At 34.1% G+C, this 20,225-nt stretch carries 13 protein-coding genes, 1 tRNA gene and 4 rRNA genes; 2 read left to right on the forward strand and 16 right to left on the reverse strand.

Going from position 1 to position 20,225, the window contains the following annotated elements:
* Position 1: 1 nt before the first annotated feature.
* Positions 2-718, reverse strand: a complete 717-nt coding sequence (locus ACZ5RS_RS03025) for a DUF554 domain-containing protein (RefSeq protein ID WP_464637399.1) — start codon at positions 716-718, stop codon at positions 2-4.
* Between the two features lie 48 nt (positions 719-766).
* Here ACZ5RS_RS03025 and ACZ5RS_RS03030 point away from each other — a divergent pair, with 48 nt between their 5' ends.
* Positions 767-1,372 (forward strand): nucleotidyltransferase family protein, encoded by a 606-nt coding sequence (locus ACZ5RS_RS03030; protein WP_464637400.1) that lies wholly within the window; start codon positions 767-769, stop codon positions 1,370-1,372.
* On the opposite strand, the gene clpB is transcribed toward ACZ5RS_RS03030, so the two are convergent.
* Entirely contained in the window at positions 1,339-3,915 is a 2,577-nt protein-coding gene (clpB, locus tag ACZ5RS_RS03035) for an ATP-dependent chaperone ClpB (RefSeq protein WP_464637401.1), read from the reverse strand. The genes ACZ5RS_RS03030 and clpB overlap by 34 nt on opposite strands.
* A gap of 92 nt (positions 3,916-4,007) precedes the next feature.
* The gene (locus ACZ5RS_RS03040; protein ID WP_464637402.1) at positions 4,008-4,613 is read right to left on the reverse strand and encodes a TetR/AcrR family transcriptional regulator; all 606 of its coding nucleotides are present in this window, start codon (positions 4,611-4,613) and stop codon (positions 4,008-4,010) included.
* 227 nt (positions 4,614-4,840) lie between these two features.
* Here ACZ5RS_RS03040 and ACZ5RS_RS03045 point away from each other — a divergent pair, with 227 nt between their 5' ends.
* Positions 4,841-5,689, forward strand: coding sequence for an AraC family transcriptional regulator (locus ACZ5RS_RS03045; RefSeq protein ID WP_464637403.1), 849 nt, complete (start codon positions 4,841-4,843; stop codon positions 5,687-5,689).
* A gap of 61 nt (positions 5,690-5,750) precedes the next feature.
* Here the strand turns inward: ACZ5RS_RS03045 and argF are convergent, their stop codons facing one another.
* From argF to ACZ5RS_RS03110, 13 genes are all read right to left on the reverse strand, one after another.
* Entirely contained in the window at positions 5,751-6,770 is a 1,020-nt protein-coding gene (argF, locus tag ACZ5RS_RS03050; RefSeq protein ID WP_464637404.1) for an ornithine carbamoyltransferase, read from the reverse strand.
* A gap of 48 nt (positions 6,771-6,818) precedes the next feature.
* A complete protein-coding gene (locus ACZ5RS_RS03055; protein WP_464637405.1) occupies positions 6,819-8,027 on the reverse strand; it encodes a DNA recombination protein RmuC in 1,209 nt (402 codons plus the stop codon).
* An 81-nt stretch (positions 8,028-8,108) separates the two neighbouring features.
* The gene (locus tag ACZ5RS_RS03060; protein WP_464637406.1) at positions 8,109-8,912 is read right to left on the reverse strand and encodes a MetQ/NlpA family ABC transporter substrate-binding protein; all 804 of its coding nucleotides are present in this window, start codon (positions 8,910-8,912) and stop codon (positions 8,109-8,111) included.
* A gap of 326 nt (positions 8,913-9,238) precedes the next feature.
* Positions 9,239-9,901, reverse strand: a complete 663-nt coding sequence (locus ACZ5RS_RS03065; RefSeq protein WP_464637407.1) for a methionine ABC transporter permease — start codon at positions 9,899-9,901, stop codon at positions 9,239-9,241.
* Positions 9,898-10,893, reverse strand: a complete 996-nt coding sequence (locus ACZ5RS_RS03070; RefSeq protein ID WP_464637408.1) for a methionine ABC transporter ATP-binding protein — start codon at positions 10,891-10,893, stop codon at positions 9,898-9,900. The genes ACZ5RS_RS03065 and ACZ5RS_RS03070 overlap by 4 nt, the downstream gene beginning before the upstream one ends.
* 137 nt (positions 10,894-11,030) lie before the next feature.
* Positions 11,031-11,141 (reverse strand): 5S ribosomal RNA (gene rrf / locus ACZ5RS_RS03075).
* Between the two features lie 64 nt (positions 11,142-11,205).
* Positions 11,206-11,316: ribosomal RNA gene (gene rrf, locus ACZ5RS_RS03080) — 5S ribosomal RNA — on the reverse strand.
* Positions 11,317-11,394: 78 nt separating this feature from the next.
* Positions 11,395-14,338 (reverse strand): 23S ribosomal RNA (locus tag ACZ5RS_RS03085).
* A gap of 86 nt (positions 14,339-14,424) precedes the next feature.
* Positions 14,425-14,498: transfer RNA gene (locus ACZ5RS_RS03090), tRNA-Ile, on the reverse strand.
* 140 nt (positions 14,499-14,638) lie between these two features.
* Positions 14,639-16,180: ribosomal RNA gene (locus ACZ5RS_RS03095) — 16S ribosomal RNA — on the reverse strand.
* The 16S, 23S and 5S rRNA genes sit together here with 1 tRNA gene alongside, the layout of an rRNA operon.
* A 502-nt stretch (positions 16,181-16,682) precedes the next feature.
* Positions 16,683-17,858, reverse strand: a complete 1,176-nt coding sequence (locus tag ACZ5RS_RS03100; protein ID WP_464637409.1) for a glycosyltransferase family protein — start codon at positions 17,856-17,858, stop codon at positions 16,683-16,685.
* 92 nt (positions 17,859-17,950) lie between these two features.
* Positions 17,951-18,547 carry a CDP-diacylglycerol--glycerol-3-phosphate 3-phosphatidyltransferase gene (gene pgsA / locus ACZ5RS_RS03105; RefSeq protein ID WP_464637410.1) on the reverse strand — a complete coding sequence of 199 codons (597 nt, stop codon included), beginning with the start codon at positions 18,545-18,547 and terminating at the stop codon, positions 17,951-17,953.
* 9 nt (positions 18,548-18,556) lie between these two features.
* The gene (locus ACZ5RS_RS03110; protein WP_464637411.1) at positions 18,557-20,080 is read right to left on the reverse strand and encodes a carboxypeptidase M32; all 1,524 of its coding nucleotides are present in this window, start codon (positions 20,078-20,080) and stop codon (positions 18,557-18,559) included.
* Between the last annotated feature and the right edge of the window lie 145 nt (positions 20,081-20,225).

A 20,225-nucleotide genomic window follows, 5' to 3' on the forward strand; every position in this document is an offset into this window, starting at 1 on the left:
TTTATGATAATAAATTAATAAACCAATCTATAAGAGAAGGAATATATTTTATAAATATAGGAGCTAAAATTAAACTTGGTAAATAATTTGCTGTTTTAAATTTCTTAATATCTAATAAATTAAAAGCAATCATTAAAATCATAACCCCGCCTACTGCTGATAATTCATTTATACCAGCATCTCCTAACATTGGGGAGATTAAAAATCCTAATACCGTAAAAAAGCCCTGATAAACTAAGATAACAATAATACTAAACATTACCCCAATTCCATAAGTTGCAGCAAATACAATTGCCATACTACCATCTAAGAAGCTTTTTACTAACAACAATTGATAATCTTGAAGAGTCCCTGCTTGAATTGGGCCTAAAATACTCATTGCACCAGAACAAAATAATACAGAAGCATTTAAAAACCCTTTCGCAAAAATATCACCATCTCCTTTATTAAAGGTCATTTTTTCAATTGAATTACCAAAATTATAAATTCCTTCATGTATTTTTAGTGTGTAACCAATTAAACCACCAATAATTATGGAAAAAAGTAAAACAACATAAGAACCAGTCTCTAGTCCCATTGAAATTCCAATTAATAAAGTCACCAAGCCTGCAGCACTTTCCACTATATGCTTAAATTCTTTACTAATATGATTTTTGATAAAAAGGCCTATTAATGAACCTATAAAAACAGTTATACAATTTATTATTGTTGCAATCATAAATATAAAATTATATTATTATAAACACACTTTCAAGAGGAATATAAATTGTTTAACATTATTTTAGCAGCTGGACTTTCATCCAGAATGAAAAAGAACAAATTGTTACTAACTTACCAAAATAAAACTTTTTTACATCATATTATTAAATCCTCATTTGAAGCAAATCTTGATATAATAGTAGTTACAGGTTGTTATAAAGAAGAAATAACTAAAGAAATAGATTTCTTAGAAAAACTGTATTCAAAAAAAATTTATACAACACACAATAGAGACTATGAATTTGGGCAATTATCTTCATTAATAACGGGAGTTAAGAAACTTATTTCTCTAAACAATACTAAACCATATTTTATAAGTGTTGGGGATACACCCCTTTTAAGCAAAGATGACTTTATTAAATTAATTCCTGAATTAAAAAATCATGATGCTTTACGCCCTTGTGTTAATAACACCTTTGGACACCCTGTATTAATCAATCCCGTATTGAATAATGAAATAATAAACCTTGAATATAAAAACAAAAAGGAAGGCCTTAGATCTTTCTTAAAAAACAAAGATACATTAGCCTTCCCTTCAAACAATTTAGCTTATATTCAAGATATTGATACAATAGAGGCTTATAATAAGCTTATTTCTAATCCATCTTCATAAGTTAAATGAATATTTGCATCATCAGCAAAACTTCCCTTAAGAATTTCTTTTGCTAATGGATTTTCTACAATTCTTTGAATTGCTCTTTTTATTGGTCTTGCACCAAAATTTGGATCATAACCAACTTCATACAACTTTTCTAATAATGAATCATCCCAACTTAAATGTAAATGTTTCTTCTCAAGTCTATTTTTTAATTCATCTAATTGTAATTCAACAATTTTATGAACTTGAGCTTTTCCTAATTTATCAAAGATTACAATTTCATCAATTCTATTTATAAATTCAGGTTTAAAAGCTGAAGCAATAGCTTGATGAACTCTTTGATGTGCTTCTGCTTCACCAATATCTTCTAATAAATATTGAGAACCCAAGTTACTTGTCATAATAATAATTGTATTTGTAAAGTCTACAACCCTACCTTGTCCATCAGTCAATCTTCCATCATCCAATACTTGTAATAAAACATTAAAGACTTCAGGATGAGCCTTTTCTATTTCATCAAATAAAATAACAGAATAAGGTCGTCTTCTTACAACTTCAGTTAGTTGTCCACCTTGATCATAGCCAACATATCCTGGAGGAGCACCGATAAGTCTACTTACTGAATGTTTCTCCATATATTCACTCATATCAATTCTCTCTAAAGCTTTTTCACTATCAAACAAAAGTTTTGCTAATACTTTAGCAAGTAAGGTTTTACCAACACCTGTAGGTCCTGCGAAAAGGAAACTTCCTAAAGGTTTTCTCTCATCAGAAATACCAGTTTTATTTCTTCGAATGGCATCGCTTATAGCACTAATTGCAGCTTTTTGACCAATAACTTCTTTTGAAATAGTATCTTCTAAATTAATATATTTTTCCATCTCACTTTGTTCCATTTTATTTATAGGAATACCAGTCCAAGCGCTTACAATTTTCTCTAAATCTTCTTCGGAAACCTCTTCTCTTAATAAGGATTTACCATCTTGCTTTAAAGACTCTATCTTATTCGATAATTCTTCAATTTCACTTCTAAGCTTTGGTAATTCTCCATGTTTTATTTGAGCAGCTGTTGCTAAATCACCATCACGTTCTGCAGCACTTTCTTTATTTTTCAATTCTTCAACTTGTGCTTTTTTTGCTCTTAAGCTATCAATAGCTTTTTTCTCATTTTGCCATTGAGCACTCATTGCATCCATTTTTGATTGTAAATCAGCTAATTCTTTTTCAATTTTGCCTAATCGTTCTTTACTTACTTTATCTTCTTCTTTACTTAAAGCCTGTTTTTCAATATTTAATTGTAGAGCTTTATGTTGTAATTTATCTAATTCCTCTGGTTGACTTTCAATTTCAATCTTTAATTGGCTTGCCGCTTCATCAACTAAATCAATAGCTTTATCAGGTAAAAATCTATTTGTAATATATCTATCACTTAATACTGCTGCAGCAACTAAAGCTTCATCTTTAATTCTAACACCATGATGAACCTCATACTTTTCTTTTAAGCCTCTTAATATGGCAATAGTATCTTCAACACTTGGTTCTTTAGTAAATACTGGTTGGAAACGTCTCTCTAAGGCTTTATCACTCTCAATATATTTTCTATATTCATCTAGAGTAGTTGCCCCAATAGTATGTAATTCCCCTCTAGCCAAAGCTGGCTTAATTAAGTTAGAAGCATCTGTTGAACCTTCAGCAGCTCCAGCTCCAACAATAGTATGTAATTCATCAATAAATAAAATTATACTTCCATCACTGTTAGTAATATCATTTATTACAGCCTTAAATCTTTCCTCGAATTCACCTCTATACTTAGCACCTGCTAATAAAGCACCCATATCTAAAGATAAAACTCTTTTATTTTGCAATGAATCCGGAACATCATTTGATATAATTCTATTTGCTAAACCTTCAACAATAGCAGTTTTACCAACACCGGGTTCCCCAATAAGAACAGGATTATTTTTAGTTCTTCTTGATAAGACTTGCATTATACGACGAATTTCTTCATCCCTACCGATAACTGGATCTAATTTACCACTACGAGCTAATTTAGTAATATCTCTACAATATTTATCTAAACTCTTATATCTAGATTCAGGGTCATTAGAAGTTATTCTTTGGCTACCTCTAATATCTTTTAGAGATTCCATAACATTATTTCTATTAACTCCTAATTTAGTTAAATCCTCTTTTAAATTACAATCAGTATCTAATATAGCTAACAAAAAATGTTCTGTACTGATATATTCATCTTTAAATTTTTGGCTTTCTTTCTCAGCTTCAAATAAAATATTTGAGGCTTCTTGAGACAATGTTTGTGCTGTATTTCCACCGTAAGCTTTTGGTAATTTTTCAATTCTTTGAGTTACAACATCTATAACAAGTCTAGGAGCAACACCTATTTTTTCAAACAATGGTGCTAATAGCCCTTCTTCAGCATTTAACATTGCCAACACAATATGTTCTGTTGTAATTTGAGGATTGCCATTCTCGTTTGCTATTGATCCAGCAGCTTGAATTGCTTCTCTCATTTTAATTGTCATTGATTCAATGTTCATATTTTATTCCTTTTTACTCACCCCTATACAATAGGAAAAATAATAAAAAGAAGTTAAATCGACAATATATTTTTATTTTTTTATAATGGATATTATTTATTTGGATTTCTTAAATAATTTAAATAAGTACTGATTAGTTCTTTGTTTTTACTTGCATCATCTAATTCTAAAAACGCAAATTCAATACAAAAAGATTCTAACAATAAAGAGATATGTTCTGTAACAGTTTCGATAGAAGTACCTGGGATAATATCACCATTATCAATACCTAATCTAAGAAGTCTTTTAAATAAAATATTTAATTTAGCAGTTCTTCTTAAAATTACTGTATTAAAATCTGTTCCTTCTTTTCTCATCATAAACATTACATCAACTAGAGAAGTTAATTCTCCAAGATGTAAAACACCCATATCAATGATATCTGAACAAATAGCAATAATTCTATCTAATACATTCGCATCAGAGTTCCAAGCGAAATCTACATACTTCTCAAACATTCTTCCTGTAACTAATTTTACAGCATAATAATAGATTTCATCTTTATCTTTAAAATATTGATAAATTGTAGGTCTAGATATACCACATTCTTGAGCAATTAATGAAAGATTTGAATCTTTATAACCCTCTTTAGCAAAAACCTCTAAAGCTGTTTGTAAGATTTTTATTTTTCTTAATTCATGATCAATTTTTTTTGGCATTTCCTTTTTCCCTCAATTTCTTTATTCTGACATTTGTAATAGTCTTCGTACTATTATGCAATATAATTTTATACATCTCAACATTTTTTGATAAAAAAATAGCTTAAAAGTATAATTTATTTGAAATATATATAAAAAAACATGTACTATAATTTTTGTACGACAATTATGGGGCAACTAAATTTAATGTTTGATATCCTTCAATCAATAGAAAACAGGAGTAAAAAATGAATACAATTGAGTCATTTAATAAATGTTTAAAATATATTGATAAAGTTTTAGATGATGAGATTGATGAAAAAACTGTTTCAACTCTATCTGGATATTCATATCCTCTATTTAAAAGAATTTTTTCAATTATTACAGGTATAACACTTAGTGAATACGTTAGATTTAGAAAACTGACTTTTGCCGCAATTGACTTAAGAGAAACTAATGAAAAAGTAATTGATATTGCTATTAAATATGGCTACGATTCTCCAGATTCATTTACTACAGCTTTTAAAAAATTTCATGGATTCACTCCTAGTGAAATTAGAAATGGAAGCCCTTTTAAAGTGTTTTCAAGATTACAATTAAAATTGAGTATTACTGGAGGAAATGAAATGAACGTAAGTATTCAAGAAAAAGAAGCTTTTATAGTAGCAGGTATAAAAGAAGAACACATCGAAAGTAAAAACTGCCCAAAAGTTTGGGATTCTTTATTAGAAAAATTCTCTCAAGAAACTTTAATAAATCTTGGATCAGGACAAAGCTATGGAATGTGTTTTGAAACTAAAGATAGTTCTTTAATCAATTACATGGCTTGTTTTAATGTTAAAGATATTGATAAAGCTAAAAAATTAGGACTAACCATAATGGAGATTCCAGCAAACAACTATGCCATAGTTGAATTAAATGGACCTATTCCACAATCAATACATGAAGGCTGGAAATATGTTATGGAAAGATTCTTCCCTGAACAAGGATATCAACACTCAGGAGCCCCTGATTTTGAAGTTTACCAAGAAGGGGATATGCATAGTAAAAACTATAAAATGGAGCTATGGATTCCAATAAAAAAACTTAACAATTAAAAAAAAGCCCTAAGCTGTTTGAGTAACTCTCAGTAGCTTAGGGTTCTTTATAATAAATGATTTATAAAACGTCACTCATAGTAGCAACAATTACAGCTTTAATAGTATGCATTCTATTTTCTGCTTCATCAAAGACAACAGAATGTTTAGATCTAAATACTTCATCAGTAACTTCCATTTCTTTTAAACCATATTTTTCATATACCATTTTACCAACAGTTGTTTCTAAATCATGGAAAGAAGGCAAGCAATGTTCAAATAATACATTATCATTACCACTAGCCTTTAATAAGTCCATATCAACTTGATATGGTTTTAAAAGCTTAATTCTTTCTTCCATTTTATCTTCTTCACCCATTGATACCCAGATATCTGTATAAATAACATCAGCAGCTTTTACAGCTTCTTTTGGGTCATTAACAACAGAAATTTTTGCCCCACTAATTTTAGCAGCAGCTTGAATTTTAGCCATTAAATTTTCATCTGGAGTTAATTCTTTTGGTGTTGCTACACAGAAAGTCATTCCAACTTTTGCAGCCCCTATCATAAGAGCATTTGCAACATTATTTCTACCATCACCAACATATGCAAATTTAATATCCTCTAAAGCTTTATTACTATGTTCTTGAGCGGTTAAGAAATCTGCTAATACTTGAGTTGGATGATCATCATCTGTTAAACCATTAAAAACAGGAACTTCACTATATTTCGCAATATCTTTTACAAGATCCATGCTATAGCCTCTATATTGAATACCATCATACATACGGCCTAAAACTCTAGCAGTATCTTCAATTGATTCTTTCTTACCCATTTGGCTATTTGTTAAAAATGTTACTCCACATCCTTCATCATTAGCTGCAACTTCAAAAGAACAACGTGTTCTTGTTGATGTCTTATCAAATAGTAATACTAAATTCTTATTTTCTAATAATTTACCCGATAAGGACTTATCATATTCTTTGTTCTTTTTCTTGTTTTTTAATTGTTTTGATAATTCAATTAAATATAAAATTTCTTCTTTTGAATAATCTAATAATGATAAAAAACTACGCCCTCTTAAATTTATATTTTTATCCATATAGCTACCTCGCTGTATATATTATTGTATGTTAAATAAAATTTCTAGTTAATCAATATTGTTTTGATCAACTTCATCATCTTCAATCTCATCCAAATCTTCAGTCAATCTTAATTTCTTACTCATAACTCTTGTTCGTGTACCCAACTTATCAATTGAAGTACTTGCTTGATTTAATTTCTGCTGAACTTTCTCAATTTGAAGTGCAAATCTCTTAAACTCAGTTTTCACACTAGAGAGAACATGCCAAACTTCTTCACTTCTCTTTTCTATAGCTAAGGTCTTAAATCCCATCTGTAAACTATTCACTAAAGCAGCAAAAGTAGTTGGACCACTTATTATTACTTTATAATCTCTCTGAATAGAATCTACTAATCCATTTATACCTAAAACCTCTGCAAACAAACCTTCTATTGGTAAAAATAAAATAGCAAAGTCTGTTGTATTTGGAGGATCAATATATTTTTCATATATATCTTTTGCCTCAGCTTGTATTCGTGTTGCAATAGCTTTCTTTGCAACTACAACTTGTTGCTTATCCCCTTGTTCTTGATAATCTTGTAATCTCTCATAATCTTCTTTAGGGAATTTTGCATCAATTGGCAAATAAACATTATTATCATCTTTTCCAGGTAGAATAATTGCAAATTCAACCCTATTATTTGTACCTTTCCTTGTTACAACATTTTTTTCCCACTGAGATGGTATTAATATTTGTTCAAGAATATTTTCTAATTGATATTCGCCCCAAGTTCCTCTGACTTTTACATTCATTAAGATTCTAGATAAATTACCAACATCATTAGCTAACTCTTTCATCTCGCCTAGAGAATGATGAACTACTTCTAACTGCTTACTTACTACGCTAAAAGATTCACCTAACCTTTGATTTAATGTTGTAGTTAGTTTTTCATCAACAGTATTTTTAATTGATTCTAATCTTTTTTCATTATCTTCACGGATTTTTTCTAATTGAGAATTTACATCTTTTGTTAGTTTATCACTTTTTGTCTCAACTTGATTTAAGGAACTGATTAATCTTTGATCAAAACTTTGTATTTGATCAAAAATTCCTTTTCTTTGAGTCTCTAATATCTGTAGTAATTCCTTCCTTGTTTCATTATTTTGATTTAATAAAATATTCAAGGAAGAAGAAGACTCATCTTTATTATCTTTTTTCTTTTGTTTTAATAATAAAATTAATATTACAAAAAACAAAATAAAGTTTGTTATTAAAATAATTATTTCTATGTTCATTTCGTAATAACGATATCATTAATTATTGAAAATAAAAAGAAAAAGGGATGCAAACTTTTTTGCATCCCCAATAATTTTCAATTATTTTACTAGAACTACTTCACCATTTGGATATCTTTCTTTAACCCAAGCAGCTACTTTATCGCTCTTTAATGCTTTTACTAAAGCATCAATTTTTGGAGATTCATTTCCTTCTTTAATTGCTACAACATTTACATAAGGGCTTTGTGCACCTTCAATTAATAATCCATCCCGAGTTGCAATTAAACCTGCAGGAATAGCATAGTTACCATTAATTACAGCAGCATCTACATCTTTAATAATTCTTGGAAGAGTTGCAGCTTCAATTTCTTGGAACTTGAAATTTTTTGGATTTTCACTAATATCAAATGGAGTTGCTTCTAAACCTGCATTATCACTTAATTTAATTAAATTAGCACTTTCTAATAATAATAATGCACGACCTTCATTTGTAGGGTCATTAGGAATTGCAATTGTTGCTCCACTTGGAAGAGCGTCTAAAGAATCATAATCATTTGAATATAATGCAATTGGTTCAACATGGACTCCACCTGCAGAAACTAAATGAGTGTTATGTTCTTTATTAAATGTTTCTAAATATGGTAAATGTTGGAAGAAGTTTGCATCAATTTCTCCACTTTCTAATGCTTCATTTGGAGTTACATAGTCTGTAAATTCTACAACTTCTAAATCATAACCTTCTGCTTTTAAATCATCTTTAATAAGATTTAACATTGCGGCATGAGGTTCTGGAGTAGCTCCAACTACAATTTTATTTGAACTTTGTTCTTCTTTAGCACCATTTGCAAAAAGAGAAGCAACTGATAATAATGCTATTAATAATGTGATTGTTGATTTTTTCATATTTTTTACCTCGTTATAATAAAATTTGGATATAATAATCCCTATCGTTTTAATGTTCATTTTCTAATATATATATTTTTTGATTGTTTGAAGATATAAAGATGTATGCCCGCTAGGGCATCATAGTACGAGACATCATTGTTGTTGTGAATAAATAATTGATATTTTTAATCATGACATCTCTCCTATTTTTTTGATATTTTCACTCTATATTTTTTCAATATATATTTCAAGTATATTTATACACTTTTTGTATATTTTTATTAATATAAAAAAATTCTCCAAGAAATTAATTTGGAGAACTTACTATAATTAATATATAAAGTTTATCGTTTTGACATTAAATGTGCTACTAATTTATCACCTAAAACTTGAACAACTTCAACTAAAACTAAGATAACAACAACAGCAACAAACATAACATCAGCTCTAAATCTTTGGAATCCATATCTAATAGCTAAATCACCAAGACCACCACCACCAATTGCACCAGCCATAGCAGAATAACCAATTAGATTGATAATAGTTAAAATAATTCCTGATACAAGAGCTGGAAGAGCTTCTGGTATTAAAACCTTAGATATTATTTGATAATTTGTTGATCCCATTGCTTTTGCAGCTTGAACAACACCAGGATCAACTTCTTTTAATGCAGATTCAATTACTCTAGCAACAAATGGAGCTGCTGCAATACTTAATGGAACTATAGCTGCAGTTGTACCAATAGAAGTACCTAAAATTAATCTTGATAAAGGAAATAGTAAAATCATCAATATTATAAAAGGAAAAGATCTTAATACATTTACAATTCTGCCTAAAATATTATTTAAAACAGGATGAGGTAAAATACCCCCTTGTTGTTCACTAGAAGTAACACAAAGTAAAACGCCTAAAGGCAATCCTAATATTAAAGAAAACAATGTTGAGAAAAACACCATTTGTAAAGTTTCAATTGTTGCAGATGTAACTAAGCTAAATAATTGGTTCATACACTTTCCTCCACTACAATGCCTTTTTCTTTCAACATATTCAAAGCTTTTTCTACTAAACTTGGATCTCCAGCAATATCACAGATCAAAGTACCAATGTGTACATTATCAACATTTTGTACTCCTCCTGCTCTAATATTAAATTCAACTCCAAGCTCTCTAGTTATAGTTGATAATATTGGTTCATCAGTGTGTACACCTTTAAATCTTAAGGTATATAAACCACCTTCACTCCATCTTATAAGTTCATTAGAAGTATCTTCACTTGTTAAATGAGCTAAGAAATCTTTTGTAACTTTTGTTTTTGGAGAACTAAAAATATCAACAACTTTTCCTTCTTCAACAACTTTTCCATCATCCAAAACAGCTACATGTTCACAAGCATCTCTAACAACTTCCATTTGGTGAGTAATCATAACAACAGTTAAACTCATTTTCTTTTGAATATCTCTAATCAAATCTAAAATAGCTCTAGTGGTTTGAGGATCTAAAGCACTTGTTGCTTCATCACAAAATAGAATATCAGGTTCTGTAGCTAAAGCTCTTGCAATTGCTACTCTTTGTTTTTGTCCACCAGATAAAGTACTAATTGGAGCATTTTCTCGGCCACTTAAATCAACTAGTTCTAACATTTGTCTAACACGACTTTTTATTTTAATTTTATCATAGCCCTGAATTTCCATAGGGTATGCTATGTTTTGACCGGCTGTTCTAGAAGAAAATAAGTTAAAATTTTGAAAGATCATACCTATTTTTCTTCTTTGTTGATACAATTCTTCTTTCTTTAGATTATCAACACGTTTATCACCATAAAAAACTTCTCCAGCATCTGGTTTTTCAAGCATGCTTACCAATCTAACCAATGTTGATTTACCAGCACCACTACGACCAATTATGCCATAAACAGTATTAGAAGGAATATTCAAACTGATTTCATCAACAGCTTTTAATTCTCCATATGTTTTCTTCAATTGATTCAGTTTAATTTGCATTATAACTCCAAAAAAGTTGTTTACTCTATTCTATATTAAAGTTGACAATAATAACAATATTATGCTCATAAAAAAACTCACCTTTTACAGTGAGTCATATATTTATATTAAAAATATCTAAGTCTTATAAAAAAAAGATTTGGCAGCTACCTACTCTCCCACAAGAATGTAGTACCATCGGCGTGAGAGCGCTTAACTGCCGTGTTCGGGATGGGAACGGGTGTATCCACTCTGCTATGGCCACCAAATCAATTTATATTTAGAGAGATAAAAAATTATCTATCGAATATAAACTGATAAACAAAAAAAAAGGCCCGGCAGCTACCTACTCTCCCACAAAAATGTAGTACCATCGGCGTGAGAGCGCTTAACTGCCGTGTTCGGGATGGGAACGGGTGTATCCACTCTGCTATGGCCACCGGGCCAACTTAAATTTAGAGAGATAAATTAGTATTTATCTATCCAACTTAAGTGCGATATTTTCGGGATCGCAACGATAATATGGTCAAGCCTCACGGCTTATTAGTATCGATAAGCTGAACATGTCACCATGCTTACACTCTCGACCTATCAACCAGGTATTCTTCCTGGTTCCTTCAGTCCTCTTAAAGAGGATGGGATGTCTCATCTCGGGGAGGGTTTCCCGCTTAGATGCTTTCAGCGGTTATCCCTTCCAAACGTAGCTACTCAGCACTTACCGTTGGCACGATAACTGATACACTAGAGGTTTGTCCACTTCGGTCCTCTCGTACTAAAAGCAGAACCCCTCAAACATCCAACGCTTGTGGCAGATAGGGACCGAACTGTCTCACGACGTTCTGAACCCAGCTCGCGTACCGCTTTAATTGGCGAACAGCCAAACCCTTGGGACCTGCTCCAGCCCCAGGATGCGATGAGCCGACATCGAGGTGCCAAACCTTGCCGTCGATATGAACTCTTGGGCAAGATCAGCCTGTTATCCCCGGAGTACCTTTTATCCGTTAAGTGACGGCGCTTCCACACGCTACCGCCAGATCACTAAGACCTACTTTCGTACCTGCTCGGCTTGTATGCCTCGCAGTCAAGCCACCTTGTGCCTTTACACTTGAAAGATGATTCCCAACCATCCTAAGGTGACCATCGCGCGCCTCCGTTACACTTTAGGAGGCGACCGCCCCAGTCAAACTTCCCGCCTGACACTCTCCCCTAACCGGCTTCACGGCCAGGGTTAGAAAACTGGAAAAGGAAGGGTGGTATTTCACCAACGACTCAGCGCAAACTGACGTCCACGCTTCTACGTCTCCCACCTATCCTACACATCCTTGTCCAATTTTCAATGTCAAGTTGAAGTAAAGGTTCACGGGGTCTTTCCGTCTAACCACAAGTATCAGGCATCTTCACCTGAACTTCAATTTCACCGGATCTCACGTTGAGACAGCGCCCATATCGTTACACCATTCGTGCGGGTCGGAACTTACCCGACAAGGAATTTCGCTACCTTAGGACCGTTATAGTTACGGCCGCCGTTTACTGGGGCTTAGGTTCGCAGCTTCTTCAAAAATGAATAACCACTCCCCTTGACCTTCCAGCACCGGGCAGGTGTCAGTCCATATACTTCCCATTGCTGGTTGGCATGGACCTGTGTTTTTGGTAAACAGTCGCATGGGCCATTTCTCTGCAACTCACTCACGTGAGCCATACTTATCCCTAAGTTACGTATGCATTTTGCCGAGTTCCTTAACGTGAGTTCTTCCGTACGCCTTCGCATTCTCAGCTCGCCTACCTGTGTCGGTTTGTAGTACGGTCCCTCAGTGCCTTACCTTAGAAACTATTTCTTGGCACGACGATTACACGCGCTTCTTACTCCCGTAGAAGTAATCGCTGACAGCTCCTCTTGGATAATGGATTTTCCTACTATCCTTAACGCATCGCTGCTTTGACAGGGACAACCGTCGCCCTGCCGCGTTTCACCCTATGCTTCATTCCATCGAAACACTGAGAGGTGCGGGAATATTGACCCGCTTCCCATCGACTACGACTTTCGTCCTCGCCTTAGGGGCCGACTAACCCTTGGGTAGATTGACTTTACCCTGGAAACCTTAGGCTTTCGGCGGAGGGGGATCTCACCCCTCTTTTCGTTACTCATGCCTGCATTCTCTCTTCTGTCCCGTCCACCAAAACTTCCGTCTTGACTTCATCCGTACACAGAATGCTCCCCTACCCACAGCGTCTAGCGCTGTGCCGTAGCTTCGGTGATATACTTAGCCCCGTTGGATTGTCGGCGCATGACTACTCGACCAGTGAGCTATTACGCACTCTTTGAAGGAATGGCTGCTTCTAAGCCAACCTCCTGGCTGTCTGTGCAATCACACTTCCTTTCCCACTTAGTATATCTTTGGGACCTTAGCTGACGGTCTGGGCTGTTTCCCTTTTGACGACGGCCCTTATCAGTCGCCGTCTGACTGCTACGCATTGTACCACGGCATTCAGAGTTTGGTTAAACTTGGTACCCGGTGAAGGGCCCGCATCTATCCAGTGCTTTACCTCCGTGGCAGTCCACGTAACGCTAGCCCTAAAGCTATTTCGGGGAGTACCAGCTATCTCCAAGTTTGTTTAGCCTTTCACTCCGAACCACAGCTCATCGCAACCCTTTTCAGCGGATTTACGTTCGGCCCTCCACTGGATTTTACTCCAGCTTCAGCCTGGCCATGGTTAGATCACTTGGCTTCGGGTCTACCACATGCAACTTATCGCCCTATTCAGACTCGGTTTCCCTACGGCTCCAGGACTCCTATCCCTTAACCTTGCTACACACGGTAACTCGCAGGCTCATTCTACAAAAGGCACGCCATCACCCATTACTGGGCTTTGACCGCTTGTAAGTCCACGGTTTCAGGTTCTCTTTCACTCCCCTCCCGGGGTGCTTTTCACCTTTCCCTCACGGTACTATGCGCTATCGGTAGCCGCCGAGTATTTAGCCTTGGAGGGTGGTCCCCCCAGATTCCGACAGGATTTCTCGTGTCCCGCCGTACTCAGGTAGTGCATCCAATTAGAGTATTCGTTTTCAACTACAGGGCTTTCACCTTCTTTGACAGATCGTCCCAGAATCTTTCGTCTAACTCATACTTTTCTTACTAACCGGGTATTCCCAGATGCACCCCTACAACCCCAAACACTTAAAAGCGCTTGGTTTGGGCTCTTCCCCTTTCGCTCGCCGCTACTAAGGGAATCTCATTTTTGATTTCTACTCCTGCTGGTACTTAGATGGTTCAGTTCCCAGCGTATACCTCTATTATACTATTTTATTCATATAACAGTGACAATCATCCAGACTGTCGGGTTACCCCATTCGGAGACCTGCGGATCATTGGGTGTTGGCCCCTACTCGCAGCTTTTCGCAGCTAACCACGTCCTTCTTCGTCTGGCGGCTCCTAGGCATCCTCCGTGGACCCTTTTTCGCTTGACCATATTATCTTTACAATCCCTAACGCTATATTGAATTAAAAAATATTCTGTAAAAAAACCAGCGAATCAATATTTCGCTGAACTAAATGGGACTGACAAGACTTGAACTTGTGACCTCTTGCTTATCAGGCAAGCGCTCTAACCACCTGAGCTACAGTCCCGAACGACATAAATACAAAAGAAGAGAAGAATACATTAGGGTCTTTGCTTTTTTTTGATAGGTCTTTCACCTATCGGATAACATCCTATCAGTATTTCGTATCTGGCTGTGAGATTCCTAGATACTTGCCTTTCTTATTAGAAAGGAGGTGATCCAGCCACACCTTCCGGTACGGCTACCTTGTTACGACTTCACCCTCCTCGCCAAGCATACCTTCGGAACCGTCCCCCATTACTGGTTAGACTAGCGACTTCGGGTACCCCCAACTCGGATGGTGTGACGGGCGGTGTGTACAAGGCCCGGGAACGTATTCACCGCATCATGCTGATATGCGATTACTAGCGATTCCAACTTCATGGAGTCGAGTTGCAGACTCCAATCCGTACTGAGACCGGCTTTTTGCGATTCGCTTAGCCTCGCGACTTAGCTGCGCTTTGTACCGGCCATTGTAGCACGTGTGTAGCCCAGGACATAAGGGCCATGATGACTTGACGTCGTCCCCACCTTCCTCCGGTTTGTCACCGGCAGTCCCACCTGAGTCCCCACCATAACGTGATGGTAACAGGCAGTAGGGGTTGCGCTCGTTGCGGGACTTAACCCAACACTTCACAGCACGAGCTGACGACAGCCATGCAGCACCTGTATATCGACCCCGAAGGGAAAAACTATCTCTAGTTTCGTCCAATATATGTCAAGCCCTGGTAAGGTTTCTCGCGTATCATCGAATTAAACCACATGCTCCACCGCTTGTGCGGGCCCCCGTCAATTCCTTTGAGTTTCACCCTTGCGAGCATACTCCCCAGGCGGTACACTTAATGCGTTAGCTTCGGTAGCGAATATTATTACCCACCACCTAGTGTACATCGTTTACTGTGCGGACTACCAGGGTATCTAAACCTGTTTGCTCCCCGCACCTTCGCGTCTCAGCGTCAGTACATGGCCAGACATTCGCCTTCGCCACCGGTGTTCTTCCAGATATCTACAGATTTCACCCCTACACCTGGAATTCCAATGTCCCCTCCTGTACTCTAGTATTACAGTTTCCAGCGCGTTCCCTCGGTTAAGCCGAGATCTTTCACGCCAGACTTGCAACACCGCCTGCACGCCCTTTACGCCCAATAATTCCGAACAACGCTTGCCCCCTACGTGTTACCGCGGCTGCTGGCACGTAGTTAGCCGGGGCTTATTCCGAGATTCACGTCATCTGCCTACCATTCCCTGCAAACATTATTCCTCCTCTCGAAAAGAACTTTACAACCTCACGGCCTTCATCGTTCACGCGGCGTCGCTCCGTCAGACTTTCGTCCATTGCGGAAGATTCTTAGCTGCTGCCCCCCGTAGGAGTCTGGACCGTGTCTCAGTTCCAATGTGGCCGATCACCCTCTCAGGCCGGCTACCCATCATTGCCATGGTAGGCCTTTACCCTACCATCTAGCTAATGGGACGCAGACTCATCCTCTTGCGACGCCGTAGCGCCTTTCCCTCTCTAATCTTATGATTAAAAAGTATTATTCGGCATTACCCTATGTTTCCACAGGCTATTCCCAACAAGGGGGTAGATTATCCACGTGTTACTCACCCGTCCGCCGCTCTAGGCTAACCGAAGTTAGCTTACCGCTCGACTTGCATGCTTAAAACGCGCCGCCAGCGTTCGTTCTGAGCCAGGATCAAACTCTCCGTTATATAAAATGTGATCATAAAGATCACAATATTAATTAACAAAATTATTTAATTCCTGTCACTCGCTTATAACGAACATTAGCTTATTTCATCTTTAGTTCTTATTTATTGAATTGACAGAAAGCCCTAATGCTTTCTATTTCACTGCTTTTTCAACGGCCTAGAATAGGCAATCAAAAAGCAATTTAACTTCTCTTCTCTTCTCTAATATTTATGTCAAAAAGCTACTTGAAATAATTAAAAATTATTAGCAAGCTTGTTGAAAATACCATGTATAAAAATTATAGTCAATAGCTAAATATTTTTTTCTTAATTTTTTCAACAAAATTGTTGTTTTTTGCTATTTGTTTTAACATCTAGCGTTAAACAACAAGAGGGATATTACGAAAACTTTAGTTTTTTGTCTAGTACTTTTTTTATTTTTTTTCATTTTTTTTAAAGGTTTTTTTATTCTTTAATTTTTGTGTGAAAAAAGGACTTTTTTTTGACCTAAAAAAGTTGATTTTTATCCTACTATTTCTTCTATAGTTTCTACTAAATTTTTATCACTTAATAAAACTTCCCATTTTTCTCTATAATTAAAGTATTCTTTACTCTTTTGTTTGCAAATTAAAATAGCATTATTTAGAAATAGTTCTATTTCCTCTTTTTTATTACTACCCTCAAATTCTAATAATAAATTTCTTGCTTGTTCTTTTAAAAAAGGAATTGGACCAATTAACATACCTGGATAAGGATTTAATATTTGCAAATCAAACTCTTTATCTGGATATAATTCTTTAAAAGTATCAATTTTTACATTCATATATATAAATCTAACTATATCTGCTCTTAGCTTTCTTAAATTTTTATTATCGTTGCTAGCTATTGAAGTTGGAGGTAAATGTATAATTGCAGCATCTTTTTTAAAATAATATCTATAACCAAACATTAAAGCATTTAAAACATAATCATAATCTTCTCCACGAGGGATAAATGGGTCATGACAAATTCTATTTATAGTTTTCTTTTTAAAGGACATATTTCCACCAAAAGCTACAATACTAGGATGAAAGATTTCTTTATGATTCATTTCTTTCTTTAAAGCTTCATTCATATAATAAATTTTACTCTGAAAAATGTTATTTGAATTTTTTAATTTATCTGCTCCTTCAATTTCGTATTCGCCCTTTTTATCAAAATAAGGACCTGCTATTCCACATGCTTCATTGTTAGTATCTAATGCTTCAACAATTTTATTAACATAATTTTTATCTTCTATTATTTCATCATCATCTACGGCTAAAACATATTCGGCACCAAAACAATAAGGTATTAAAAGTTGAATATTTCGAATATTCCCGTAAGAATCCATACTAAAAGATTCATCTTCTATTTCTCTATTTATTTTTTTTATTATATCTTCAGTAACTAAATAAATTTTTTTGTTAGTTATTATTGAATCAACTATATTCATTACTCTTTGTTTAACAAGTGAAAGATATTTAGAATGAGTAACTGCTAATACAATCAAAATATTAAAATCACCATCTAATTTAACAATACTATTTATTGTTCTCGATAAAGTCTCTTCTCCATAAGGATTAGTAGGATGGTCAAAATCTATTGTAGGTGGATTTTCTTTTGTTCCAAAATCTCCCCAATATGAAGGAATAGTAATCCATATTTTATTTTTTTCCATAACATAGCTCCTTTTGTATATTCTATAATTATAAAAAATTGGTTGTCACACAAAAGATGTAACAACCAATATTTGAATTATTTTTTTAATTTTTATTTGCTTAAATGGCTTAATATCTTACTTTTCTTAATTTCATAAATATAAGTAAAGAAAGAAGCCAAAGAAGCGACTGCTGAAATATAGAATAAAACTGTTAAAACATTCTTAATCATTAACAAATTATTCATATCAGGGAAACTTCTATATACAATTAAATACAATACACCAGCTACTGCTGATACTGCATATAAAACTGCCTTTGTTTTTCCCCAAATATTTGCAGGAAGAGCTTTCCCTTCTCTCATCAATAAAGATCTAATAAAAGATTGTGCTAATTCTCTCCAAAGAATTATAACAAAAGCTATTATTGGGAAAATGTTTACGCTCATAAGACAAACAAAATATGTTAATCTTGCAAAAGTGTCAGCGAAAGGATCCATAACCTTTCCTAAGTCTGTTACTAAGTTTCTTTTTCTTGCAATAATGCCATCTAATAAATCTGTAGCTTCAATTGCAATAAACAAAATTAAGACTAATATAGTAGAGATAGCTTGCAAACTAGAATCAAACCATACAGGTAAATTAAATGCTATAAAAAAAATCGGTGTCATTATTAAACGGGCAAGTGTTAATTTATTTGGTAAATTCACAATTATCTCCTAATCAAATATATTCTTCAACTTCTTCTCAAGGTACTGTGTGAAATACTTAGAGTCAAGTGTTTTATTTGTAATTTGTTTGATCAGCACTTCAGGAGTATATAGACTACCTTTTGAATGAACATTTTCATTTAACCAGCTACTTATCATAGAAATTCCATTTTCTAAAGATAAAACTTCACTAAGATCTTCTACTTCAAAATCTTTTTCCATTTTATCTAATAACTGAGCTGAATAGAAATTACCTAAAGAATATGTAGGGAAATATCCAAACAACCCACTAGCCCAATGGACATCTTGCAAGCACCCCTCACTATCTTTATTTATTTTAATTAAAAATAATTCTTCAAATAATCTATTCCATTCTTTTGCCAAATCTTTAACAGCCAAAGAACCTTCAATCAATCTTTTTTCTAATCTATATCTTAATATTATATGCAAATTATAAGTAACTTCATCGGCATTTACCCTAATATATGAAGGAGTAACTTTATTAATTGCTTTTACAAAAGCTTCTTTTGATACATCTTTTAACTGAGAGGGAAATATTTCTTTTAATTTTATATACCAAGTATCCCAAAAGGCAGGACTTTTTAAAATAATATTTTCCCAAAATCTACTTTGACTTTCATGGAAACCCATACTAACACCATCACTTAAGCTAGTTGTTTTCAACTGGCCTTTTGATGCATTCATTTCATATAGGGCATGACCCCCTTCATGTATGGTTGAGCTTAGTGGGTCACAGAAATTAGGATCAGTATATCTTGTAGTAATTCTTACATCATCAGATCCTAAAGTCGAAGTAAATGGATGTGGAGCTAGAGCTAAAGTTCCTCTTTCAAAATCAAATCCCATTTTTTTTAAAATCTCAATTGCAAAAGTTTCTTGTTTCTTTTCATCATATTTTTCATATAAAAAAGAATCCTCTACTTCCATCTTTTTATATTTTGCAACCAAAGGGACTAAAAACTCTTCTAAAGGATCAAATAGTTCATCTAACTTTTCACTAGTCATTCCTTCTTCATAATCATTTAAAAGAGCATCATATAAGCTTTGTCCTTCTTTCTTTAAATATGAAGCTTCAGCTTTCTCTATATTTATTACATCTTCTAAAAAAGGTACAAAGGATTCAAAATCATCAGTTTTTCTAGCAACAACCCATTGATCATAAGCTTTTGCAAATATATCCTGCTTTTTCTCAATATGTTCTTCTGGAATTTTTTTCGCTCTAGAAAAAGCTTTGAATCTACTTCTAATTAATGCCTTTTCATAATCGCTTTCTCCATTTCCTTCTGGATTCTCTTCTGTTGCTCCTAAATCAAATAATAAATCTTTAATACAATCACTTGAAGATAATTTATGTGCTTCTAATTCACACCAAGCCATTTGCTTTGCTCTTTCACTAAAAGCTTTTTTGGGAGCATTGACTTCTAAATCATATTCTAATGTTTGTGTTAAATGATTAATCATTGTAATTTTTTTATCTAAATTTTCTAATTCTTTAAATTTCTCTTTATTCATTTTTACACCTTACAATTTCAATAGTTCATTTATTTTTTTTTAAACTACAATATCTATATATTAATACATACAGAGAAAAAAAGAAAATACTAAAACTATTTCCTCTATAAGATAAAAAAGGTGCTACTAAATGTAACACCCTTCA

This window comes from Pleomorphochaeta caudata (assembly GCF_055395745.1).

Bases quoted from the DNA above. Each gene is read 5' to 3' on its own strand.
- ACZ5RS_RS03025 (WP_464637399.1), bottom strand. From the start codon at position 718: ATGATTGCAACAATAATAAATTGTATAACTGTTTTTATAGGTTCATTA.
- clpB (WP_464637401.1), bottom strand. From the start codon at position 3,915: ATGAACATTGAATCAATGACAATTAAAATGAGAGAAGCAATTCAAGCT.
- ACZ5RS_RS03040 (WP_464637402.1), bottom strand. From the start codon at position 4,613: ATGCCAAAAAAAATTGATCATGAATTAAGAAAAATAAAAATCTTACAA.
- ACZ5RS_RS03045 (WP_464637403.1), top strand. From the start codon at position 4,841: ATGAATACAATTGAGTCATTTAATAAATGTTTAAAATATATTGATAAA.
- argF (WP_464637404.1), bottom strand. From the start codon at position 6,770: ATGGATAAAAATATAAATTTAAGAGGGCGTAGTTTTTTATCATTATTA.
- ACZ5RS_RS03055 (WP_464637405.1), bottom strand. From the start codon at position 8,027: ATGAACATAGAAATAATTATTTTAATAACAAACTTTATTTTGTTTTTT.
- ACZ5RS_RS03060 (WP_464637406.1), bottom strand. From the start codon at position 8,912: ATGAAAAAATCAACAATCACATTATTAATAGCATTATTATCAGTTGCT.
- ACZ5RS_RS03065 (WP_464637407.1), bottom strand. From the start codon at position 9,901: ATGAACCAATTATTTAGCTTAGTTACATCTGCAACAATTGAAACTTTA.
- ACZ5RS_RS03070 (WP_464637408.1), bottom strand. From the start codon at position 10,893: ATGCAAATTAAACTGAATCAATTGAAGAAAACATATGGAGAATTAAAA.
- ACZ5RS_RS03100 (WP_464637409.1), bottom strand. From the start codon at position 17,858: ATGGAAAAAAATAAAATATGGATTACTATTCCTTCATATTGGGGAGAT.
- ACZ5RS_RS03110 (WP_464637411.1), bottom strand. From the start codon at position 20,080: ATGAATAAAGAGAAATTTAAAGAATTAGAAAATTTAGATAAAAAAATT.